Source organism: Micromonospora sp. NPDC049081 (assembly GCF_040648835.1).
Taxonomy (GTDB): domain Bacteria; phylum Actinomycetota; class Actinomycetes; order Mycobacteriales; family Micromonosporaceae; genus Micromonospora; species Micromonospora antibiotica.
The window spans coordinates 207,927-217,583 of record NZ_JBEZEK010000003.1 but is presented as its reverse complement, the minus strand read 5'-3'; the positions used below and the strand labels follow the sequence as shown (position 1 = coordinate 217,583).

At 71.9% G+C, this 9,657-nt stretch carries 8 protein-coding genes; 5 read left to right on the top strand and 3 right to left on the bottom strand.

From position 1 onward, the window contains the following. Positions 1-3: 3 nt before the first annotated feature. Both AB0B63_RS08110 and AB0B63_RS08105 read right to left on the bottom strand, forming a co-directional pair. Positions 4-198, bottom strand: a complete 195-nt coding sequence (locus AB0B63_RS08110; RefSeq protein ID WP_208567283.1) for a DUF397 domain-containing protein — start codon at positions 196-198, stop codon at positions 4-6. Then, positions 191-946 (bottom strand): DUF5753 domain-containing protein, encoded by a 756-nt coding sequence (locus tag AB0B63_RS08105; RefSeq protein WP_357015708.1) that lies wholly within the window; start codon positions 944-946, stop codon positions 191-193. The genes AB0B63_RS08110 and AB0B63_RS08105 overlap by 8 nt, the downstream gene beginning before the upstream one ends. Between AB0B63_RS08105 and AB0B63_RS08100 the strand changes: the two genes are divergently transcribed. Then, on the top strand, positions 936-1,160 hold the full coding sequence (locus tag AB0B63_RS08100) for a hypothetical protein (protein ID WP_357015705.1): 225 nt from the start codon (positions 936-938) through the stop codon (positions 1,158-1,160). The genes AB0B63_RS08105 and AB0B63_RS08100 overlap by 11 nt on opposite strands. 87 nt (positions 1,161-1,247) lie before the next feature. Here the strand turns inward: AB0B63_RS08100 and ilvD are convergent, their stop codons facing one another. Further along, on the bottom strand, positions 1,248-3,095 hold the full coding sequence (gene ilvD / locus AB0B63_RS08095) for a dihydroxy-acid dehydratase (RefSeq protein ID WP_208567281.1): 1,848 nt from the start codon (positions 3,093-3,095) through the stop codon (positions 1,248-1,250). A gap of 110 nt (positions 3,096-3,205) precedes the next feature. Between ilvD and AB0B63_RS08090 the strand changes: the two genes are divergently transcribed. From AB0B63_RS08090 to ilvC, 4 genes are all read left to right on the top strand, one after another. Next, entirely contained in the window at positions 3,206-5,617 is a 2,412-nt protein-coding gene (locus tag AB0B63_RS08090; RefSeq protein ID WP_357015701.1) for a bifunctional diguanylate cyclase/phosphodiesterase, read from the top strand. A 239-nt stretch (positions 5,618-5,856) separates the two neighbouring features. Then, positions 5,857-7,743, top strand: coding sequence for an acetolactate synthase large subunit (locus tag AB0B63_RS08085; protein WP_357015698.1), 1,887 nt, complete (start codon positions 5,857-5,859; stop codon positions 7,741-7,743). 66 nt (positions 7,744-7,809) lie between these two features. Continuing rightward, entirely contained in the window at positions 7,810-8,325 is a 516-nt protein-coding gene (gene ilvN / locus AB0B63_RS08080) for an acetolactate synthase small subunit (protein WP_208567278.1), read from the top strand. A gap of 70 nt (positions 8,326-8,395) precedes the next feature. Beyond that, complete coding sequence (gene ilvC, locus AB0B63_RS08075) at positions 8,396-9,409, top strand: ketol-acid reductoisomerase (protein ID WP_208567277.1); 1,014 nt, start codon at positions 8,396-8,398, stop codon at positions 9,407-9,409. Positions 9,410-9,657 lie beyond the last annotated feature (248 nt).

The following is a 9,657-nucleotide window of genomic DNA, read 5'->3' as shown; positions in this document are numbered from 1 at the left end:
CCGTCAACGGGTGCGCCCGACCTGGCCGGTGAAGGTGGCCCAGGCGGCGGGGATGAAGGTGAGGGCAGGGCCGGTAGGGTCCTTGCTGTCGCGGACGGCGACGATGCCGGGCAGGTTATCGGCGACCTCGACGCACTCACCGCCGTTGCCGCCGCTGCGGGTGCTCTTGCGCCAGTGCGCACCGCTCAGATCAGCCATGGTGGACCTCCGTGGCGATCTTGTTGATCAGATTTCTTGGTTGTCCTTCATCGAGGGCGAGTTGATCCAGGCTCGACCACACCTTCTCATAGGCGGCGAACTCGTCTGGTCGGTCGAGGTAGAGCGCCCCGGTCCAGGATTCGCTGTACACCACCGGCGGGTCGGGCGTCGCCCGGTTGCCGAGCGAAAACTCCAGCATGACGAAGGTGTCGGCCTCGACGCCCCGGTGCAGGCCGACCGAGAGCGGCAGGACCCGGATGCCGACCCGGTCCCGCTCGCCGACGTCGAGCAGGTGGCGCAGTTGGGCGGCCATGGTCGGGCGGTCGCCTACGATCCGCAGCAGTGTGGCCTCGGAGATCACGGCTTCCAGCCGGGGTGCCACCGGCAGTCGGCGGGTGAGCAGGAACTGCCGCTGAAGCCGCACCTGGACCAAGCGCTCGCGCTCGTCCTCGGTCACCTCCTCGCGGTGTTGATAGACGGCGAGCGCGTAGCCGCGCGTCTGGAACAGCCCCAGAATCAACGCCTCGTCGTATCGCCGGATGTGGGATGCGGCGGATTCGAGGCCGACGTACAACTCGAACCAGTCGGGAATGGCGTCGCCGTACGCGTGCCACCAGCCTTTCGCCTTCGTCTCGCCGGCCAGTGCGATCAGCGCCCGGGTCAGCTCGTTCTTGGCCCGGTACAGCTCGCACATGGCCCGGACGTCGATGCTGCGTGCCGAGCCGAGCCCGCTCTCGATGCGCCACACCTTCTGCCGGCTGCCCCTGGTCCTCGACGACACCTGGTCGACTGGTTCCCGGGCGCAGTCGCTCGCACATGCGCTGAAGATCTCCGGTGCCTCGTCGGTAGGTGTCGTAGTGCTCGGCCGGCACGTCAATCCCGAACACGCGGCGTCCCGACCCCTGCTCAAGGCGATCGAGGAGCCGGTGTTCGACCTGACGGCGTGCGCGGTCGAGGGTTGATCGACGCGTCGGGGCGAGGTGGCGGTGTCCTCGCGTGGGGGATACCGCCACCTCGCCCCCGAGGCGACGTGGGCCGGCCGGGCCGGACTACTCCGGGACGCGGCGGTACGCGCCGTCGCTGGCCGAGGTGGCCATCGAGGCGTACGCGCGCAGGGCGGCGGACACCGGGCGTTGCCGGTCGAGCGGGGTGTAGGGCCGGTCCCGCTTCTCCTGCGCCACCCGGCGGGCCTCCAGCACGTCGTCGGGCACGTTCAGCTCGATGGACCGGGCCGGGATGTCGATGACGATCTCGTCGCCGGGCTCGACGAGGGCGATCAGCCCACCGGAGGCCGCCTCGGGGGAGGCGTGCCCGATGGACAGCCCGGAGGTGCCGCCGGAGAACCGGCCGTCGGTGAGCAGCGCGCACGACCGGCCCAGCCCGCGCCCCTTGAGGAACGAGGTGGGGTAGAGCATCTCCTGCATGCCGGGGCCGCCCTTCGGGCCCTCGTAGCGGATCACCACGACGTCCCCGGCGACGATCTCCTTGGCGAGGATCGCCGAGACCGCGTCGTCCTGCGACTCGTAGACCTTGGCCGGACCCCGGAAGGTCAGGCACTCGTCGGGCACGCCGGCGGTCTTGACCACGCAACCGTCGGGCGCGAGGTTGCCGTGCAGGATGGCCAGCCCACCGTCGGCGCTGTAGGCGTGCTCGCGGTCCCGCACGCACCCCTGCGCGGCGTCGGTGTCCAGGGTGGACCAGCGGTTGGTGGTGGAGAACGGTTCGACGGTGCGCACCCCGCCGGGCGCGGCGTGGAACAGCTCGACCGCCTCCGGGGTGGGGGAGCCGCTCCGGACGTCCCAGTCGGTGAGCCACTGGGCCAGCGAGGGGGAGTGCACGGCGTGCACGTCGCGGTGCAGCAGCCCGGCGCGGTCCAGCTCACCGAGGATGGCCGGGATGCCGCCCGCCCGGTGCACGTCCTCCATGTGGTAGTTCGGCGAGTTCGGGGCGACCTTGGCCAGGCAGGGCACCCGCCGGGAGACGGCGTCGATGTCGGCGACGGTGAAGTCGAGTTCGGCCTCACGGGCGGCGGCGAGCAGGTGCAGGATCGTGTTGGTCGACCCGCCCATCGCCACGTCGAGGGCGACCGCGTTGTCGAACGCCTTGCGGTTGGCGACGTTGCGGGGCAGCACGGAGGCGTCGTCGTGGTCGTACCACCGCTTGGCGATGTCGACGACGGTGCGGCCGGCCTCGACGAAGAGCGACCGGCGCGCGGCGTGGGTGGCCAGCGTCGAGCCGTTGCCGGGCAGGGCCAGGCCGATCGCCTCGGTGAGGCAGTTCATCGAGTTGGCGGTGAACATGCCGGAGCAGGAGCCGCAGGTCGGGCAGGCGGAGCGCTCGATCTCGCCGAGCTGGTCGTCGGTGACGGCCTCGTTGGAGGAGGCGATCATCGCGTCGATCAGGTCGATCTTGGAGTGCACCACGCCCTCGATCGCGACCGTCTTGCCGGCCTCCATCGGGCCGCCGGAGACGAAGACCGTCGGGATGTTGAGCCGCAGCGCGGCCAGCAGCATCCCCGGGGTGATCTTGTCGCAGTTGGAGATGCAGACCAGGGCATCGGCGCAGTGCGCGTTGACCATGTATTCGACCGCGTCGGCGATCAGCTCCCGGCTGGGCAGCGAGTAGAGCATCCCGCCGTGGCCCATGGCGATGCCGTCGTCCACGGCGATGGTGTTGAACTCGCGCCCCACCCCGCCGGCCTCGGCCACCGCGTCCGCGACCAGGCCACCCATGTCCTTGAGGTGTACGTGGCCGGGGACGAACTGGGTGAAACTGTTCGCGATGGCGACGATCGGCTTACCGAAGTCGTCGTCGGTCATCCCGGTGGCCCGCCAGAGGGCCCGGGCGCCGGCCATCGTCCGACCGTGGGTGGAGGTCCTCGACCGCAGCTCAGGCATGGGTACCAGTCTTGCACCGTCCGGCGGGCGGCAACCACCGCGCGCGCCGTGTCCCAACAGTTGCACACCCGGTACCCCGTGGCCGACGCCGATCCGGCACAGTTGTGGTCGTGCGTTTACCCCCGGGCATGGTCGCCGTGGCGGTGTTGAGTGGCCTGCTGGCCGCCGCCGCCACCGCACTGCTGGCCGATTCGGCCCGGCGTCGCGGCGGGCCGCACCGCCAGGCACACCTGCTGTTCGCCCTGGCCGCCGCCGTCGCCCTGGCCACCCTGGTCGCGGGCGGCGTCGCGCTGCTCGGCGCGACCGAGCACGGGGCGCACCAGCGTGGGCGGCACCCGGGCTGGGCGTCGGTGATCGCCGGCGGCACCGCGCTGACCGGGCTGGCGTTCTGCGCCGGGCTGCTCCGGCTGCCCGGTGCGATGGTGGCCCGGGCCGCCGCCGCCCGGCTGCTGCTCGACGGGCTGGTCGTGGCCACCTCGATCTGGTTCGTCGGCTGGGTGCTCCTGTCGGAGCCGACCCGGCTGCTCGGGCCGGCAACGCCGAGCGCCTGCCCGGCGATCCTGCTCGCCTCGGTGACCGCGGCGATCACCGCCGGCCTCACCGGCATGGTGGTGGCCCGCGCCGACGGCCCCCGGACCCGCCTGGCCGTGCTCGGCACCGGCATCACCGCGACCGCCACCGGTGGTCTCGTGGTGGCCGCCGGGGTCTGCCAGGGCGGCTCGGCGATGGCGGTGACCGGGATGGCGCTGCTCGCCGTGGGCCTGCTCGCCGGGGCGTTCGCCGTGCACCGGGTCGACGCCCCCGGCCAGGTCGACATCGACCTGATCCGCCGCGACGGGGAGTACGCCTTCATCCCGATGGTCGCGATGGCCGGCTCGGCGATGTACCACCTGATGCAGGGGGGCCGGTTCGACGCGCTGGGCATCGTCGCCGGCAGCCTGGAGGGGTTCGCGCTGGTCACCCGGCAGTACCTCACCCTCAACGACGTGCGCCGCTATGCCGGCCGGCTGGCCGAACGGGAGGCGCACTTTCGTGAACTGGCCCACACCGACCCGCTGACCACCCTCGCCAACCGGCGTGGCCTGCTGCGGGAGATGCAGCGCTGCGCCGCCGAGGGGGGCGACTGCGTGCTGCTCGGGCTCGACCTGGACGGTTTCAAGAACGTCAACGACATGCGCGGCCACGACGTCGGCGACATGGTGCTCGCCGAGGTGGGTCGGCGGCTGCGGAGCAACCTGCGCCCCGGTGACCTGGCCGCCCGGCTCGGTGGGGACGAGTTCGCGGTGCTGATGCGGGGCCGTCCGGCCGACGCGGACGTGGTGGCCGAGCGGTTGCTGGGGGTCCTCGGCCGGCCGTACGACCAGGCGGGCGGGGCGGTCTTCCTCTCGGTCAGCATCGGGGTGGCCGGCCAGGGCGGCGACCCGGACGTGGTCGGCCTGCTGCGCCACGCCGACCTGGCCCTGCGCTACGCCAAGCAACGCGGCAAGAACCGCATCGAGCGCTACGACGGCAGCTACGACCAACTGCTGACCCGGCGTACCCGGCTGGAGCACGAGATGCGCGGCGCGATCGAGCGCGACGAGTTGCGGCTGGCCTTCCAGCCGGTGGCGTCGCTGCCCTCGGTCCGGCCGGTGGGCGCCGAGGCTCTGCTGCGCTGGCGCCACCCCGAGCTGGGCAACATCCGGCCGGACGAGTTCATCCCGCTGGCCGAGGAGTGCGGGATGATCGCCAAGCTGGGAGCCTGGGTGCTGCACCAGGCGTGCTGGCAGCTGTCCCGGTGGCTCGCCGACGGCCACGACGTCTGGGTCTCGGTCAACGTCTCCCCGCGCGAGCTGCACGCCCCGGAGTACGTGGTGCAGGTCGCCGAGGCGCTGCGCGCCCACCACGTACCGCCGCAGCGACTGGTGCTGGAGGTCACCGAGCACGCCGTCGCCACCGACCTCGACGAGCTGATCCGTCGGCTGACCGCACTGCGGCTGACCGGGGTACGCATCGCGCTGGACGACTTCGGGGCGGGCTACTCGTCGCTGGGGCAGCTACGCCGGTTGCCGATCGACATCCTCAAGATCGACCACAGCCTGGTCGCCGAACACGAGCCGGTCCGCCCGGTGGGGCGGGACGGGCCGGCCTTCGCCCCGATGGTCGACATCGTCATGCGGCTGGGTCACCAGCTGGGCATGGAGGTGATCGCCGAGGGGGTCACCACCCCGACGGAGCTGGCCGCGGTGGTCGCCGCCGGGTGCCGGTTCGGCCAGGGCGCGCTCTTCGGCTGGGGGGTGCCGGCCGAGCACCTGGAGGCGATGCTGGAGGCGGCCACCTCGCCGGGGGCCCGCCCCGCGTCGGCCCCGCCGGCACCGCCGCCCGCCCCGCGTCGACCCACCCCCTCGCCGCTGCTGCCCCGGCTGCGATCCCACCCACCGGCGCCGCCGCCGGTGCCCGCACCACGGCCCGCGTACGAGGAGTCCGCGCAGGCCGGGCCGGTTGACGAGACCCCCACCGGGGACGGCGTCCCCCGTTCGTGAACCAACATGTGGGATCAGTTGACTCATCGCGTGAGATGCGTCAGGCTTGGCCCATGTCGTCGAACCGGTCGCTGCGAGTACTTACCTGAGCGCACTCTCCTGCTGTCGAGAGTGCGCTGGCCCCGTGCATCTGCACGAGGGCCGTTTTTATTGCCGTCGGAACCACCGGGGCGCATAGGCGCCCCTGTCGCACCTGCCGTATCAGCTCCACCCAACTCCAGCCGAAGGCCTGAACCGCCATGACGAGACCCACGCCAGAGACCCTCGCCCACTCCGCCCGGCGGGCCCGCACCGTCACCGAGCCGGCCGGCGACGCCGACCCCACCACCACGCCGCGAGGCACCGCCGCCGCGGCCACCCCGGCCGTACGGCCGTCCGGGCCGGTCCCGGTCTCCGGTGCCGGTTCACTGGTGCGGTCGCTGGAGGCCCTCGGCGTCGACGTCGTCTTCGGCATCCCCGGCGGCGCGATCCTGCCCGCCTACGACCCGCTCTACGACTCGTCGGTGCGGCACATCCTGGTCCGGCACGAGCAGGGCGCCGGGCACGCCGCCACCGGCTACGCGCAGGCCACCGGCCGGGTCGGCGTCTGCATGGCCACCTCCGGGCCGGGCGCGACGAACCTGGTCACCCCGATCGCCGACGCCTACATGGACTCCGTCCCGATCGTTGCGATCACCGGCCAGGTGGCCCGGCCGTCGATCGGCACCGACGCCTTCCAGGAGGCGGACATCCAGGGCATCACCCTGCCGATCACCAAGCACAACTTCCTGGTGCAGACCGCCGAGGAGATCCCGCAGGTCCTCGCCGAGGCGTTCCACCTGGCCGCCACCGGGCGTCCGGGGCCGGTGCTGGTGGACATCCCCAAGGACGTCCTCCAGGCGGCGACGACCTTCTCCTGGCCGCCGACGCTGGACCTGCCCGGTTACCGGCCGACCCTGCACCCGCACGGCAAGCAGATCCGCGAGGCGGCCCGGCTGATGAGCGGCGCCCGCCGGCCGGTGCTCTACGTCGGCGGCGGGGTGCTCAAGGCTGGCGCGACCGAGGCGCTGCGCCAGCTCGCCGAGCTGACCGGCATCCCGGTGGTGACCACGCTGATGGCGTTGGGCGCGTTCCCCGACTCGCACCGCCAGCACCTGGGCATGCCCGGCATGCACGGCACCGTCGCCGCGGTCTACGGCCTGCAGAAGGCCGACCTGATCGTGGCGCTCGGCGCCCGGTTCGACGACCGGGTGACCGGCAAGCTGGACTCGTTCGCCCCGGACGCGACGGTGGTGCACGCCGACATCGACCCGGCCGAGATCGGCAAGAACCGGCACGCCGACGTCCCGATCGTCGGCGACGCCAAGCACGTCATCGAGGAGCTGATCGCGGCGGTGACCACCGACCAGAAGGCCGGCCGGCGGACCGACCTCGGCGACTGGTGGCACCAGCTCGACGACCTGCGTGAGCGTTACCCGCTGGGCTACGACGAGCCCGCCGACGGCACCCTGTCCCCGCAGTACGTGATCAAGCGGCTGGGCGAGATCGCCGGTCCGGACGCGATCTACGTGGCGGGGGTCGGCCAGCACCAGATGTGGGCCAGCCAGTTCATCTCGTACGAGAAGCCGGGCACCTGGCTCAACTCCGGCGGCCTCGGCACCATGGGGTACGCCGTCCCGGCGGCGATGGGCGCCAAGGTCGGCCGGCCGGACACGGTGGTCTGGGCGGTGGACGGCGACGGCTGCTTCCAGATGACCAACCAGGAGCTGGCCACCTGTGCCCTGGAGGGCATCCCGGTCAAGATCGCCGTGATCAACAACGGCAACCTGGGCATGGTCCGGCAGTGGCAGACCCTGTTCTACGAGGGGCGCTACTCCAACACCGAGCTGGGCACCCACAAGCACCGCATCCCGGATTTCGTCAAGCTGGCCGAGGCGCTCGGCTGCATCGGCCTACGCTGCGAGAACGCCGCCGACGTCGACAAGACGATCGAGGCGGCGATGGCGATCACCGACGCCCCGGTGGTCATCGACTTCACGGTCGGCAAGGACGCGATGGTCTGGCCGATGGTCGCCGCCGGCACCAGCAACGACGAGATCATGTTCGCCCGGGGTGTCCGCCCGGCGTTCGACGAGGACGACATCTGAGATGAGTGCCCGAATCCCCGGGACCGTGCGGTGGCACGGCCCGACCGAGCGAAGCGAGACGGCGGCATGACCCTGCACACCCTGTCCGTGCTGGTGGAGAACAAGCCCGGTGTCCTGGCCCGGGTCTCCGGCCTGTTCTCCCGGCGCGGGTTCAACATCGACAGCCTGGCCGTCGGGGAGACCGAGAACCCCGACGTCTCCCGGATCACCATCGTGGTCAACGCCGACTCGTCGCCGCTGGAGCAGGTCACCAAGCAGCTCAACAAGCTGGTCAACGTACTCAAGATCGTCGAGTTGGACCCGCAGGTCTCGGTGGCCCGGGAGCTGCTGCTGGTCAAGGTGCGCGCGGACCGCGCGGCCCGCGCGCAGGTGCTGGAGACGGTCGCCCTGTTCCGGGCCCGGGTGGTCGACGTGGCACCGGACACCCTCACCGTCGAGGCCACCGGCACCCCCGACAAGCTCGATGCGCTGCTGCGCGACCTGGAGCCGTTCGGGATCAAGGAGATGGTCCAGTCGGGCACGGTGGCGATCGGGCGCGGCTCGCGGTCGATCACCGCCGGCCCCTCGTTGCGCGCGGCCTGACCGCGCGCCCACCCGCCACCGCACACAGTCCACGACGGTCCGACGAGACCGCCGTACGAAAGGGAAGTCAATGAGCGTTGAGGTGTACTACGACGACGACGCCGACCTGGGCCTGATCCAGGGCCGCAAGGTCGCCGTGATCGGGTACGGCAGCCAGGGCCACGCCCACGCGTTGTCGCTGCGCGACTCCGGTGTCGACGTGGTGATCGGCCTGCCGGCGGGCTCCAAGAGCCGGCCCAAGGCCGAGGAGCAGGGCCTGCGGGTGCTCACCCCGGCCGAGGCGTCGGCCGAGGCCGACGTGATCATGATCCTGGCGCCGGACACCGCCCAGCGGACCATCTACGCCGAGTCGATCGCGCCCAACCTCGCCCCCGGCAAGGCCATCTTCTTCGGTCACGGCTTCAACATCCGCTACGGCCTGATCACCCCGCCGGCCGACGTGGACGTGGCGATGGTCGCCCCGAAGGGCCCCGGCCACCTGGTCCGCCGCCAGTACGTCGACGGCAAGGGCGTGCCCTGCCTGGTCGCCGTGGAGCAGGACGCCAGCGGCAACGCCTTCCCGCTCGCCCTGGCGTACGCCAAGGGCATCGGCGGCACCCGGGCCGGCGCCATCAAGACCACCTTCACCGAGGAGACCGAGACCGACCTCTTCGGCGAGCAGGCGGTCCTCTGCGGCGGCGCGGCGGCCCTGGTGCAGACCGGTTTCGAGGTGCTCACCGAGGCCGGCTACGCCCCCGAGGTGGCCTACTTCGAGTGCCTGCACGAGCTGAAGCTCATCGTCGACCTCATGTACGAGGGCGGCATCGCCCGGATGCGCTACAGCATCTCCGACACCGCCGAGTACGGCGACCTCTCCCGGGGCCCGCGCGTCGTCGACTCCCGGGTCAAGGAGGAGATGCGCAAGATCCTCGGCGAGATCCAGTCCGGCGAGTTCGCCCGCGAGTGGGTGGCCGAGGACGAGGCCGGCCGGCCGAACTTCGCCAAGTGGCGTGCCGAGGGCGCGGCGCACCCGATCGAGGAGACCGGGCAGAAGCTGCGTTCGATGATGAGCTGGGTGGACCGCCCGCTCACCGAGACCGCCTGACCCGACCGTCGCGCTGAGCGCCGTCTGACCCGTCCGTCGCGCTGAGCGCCGCCCGGGTCGTCGGCCCCGACCGGGCCTCCGGCTCCCGCCGGGCGTGTCGCGGACCGGTCGAACTGGTGACGTGAAGCGGTATGACTGGTAGGCATATTTATGCCTGCCAGTCATACCGCTTTCTGCGTGGGCACGTTCCTCAGCTGCCGGGGCCGGTCCGCTGCCACCGCCGGTCCCCGCCGAGGCGTCACCCGTTG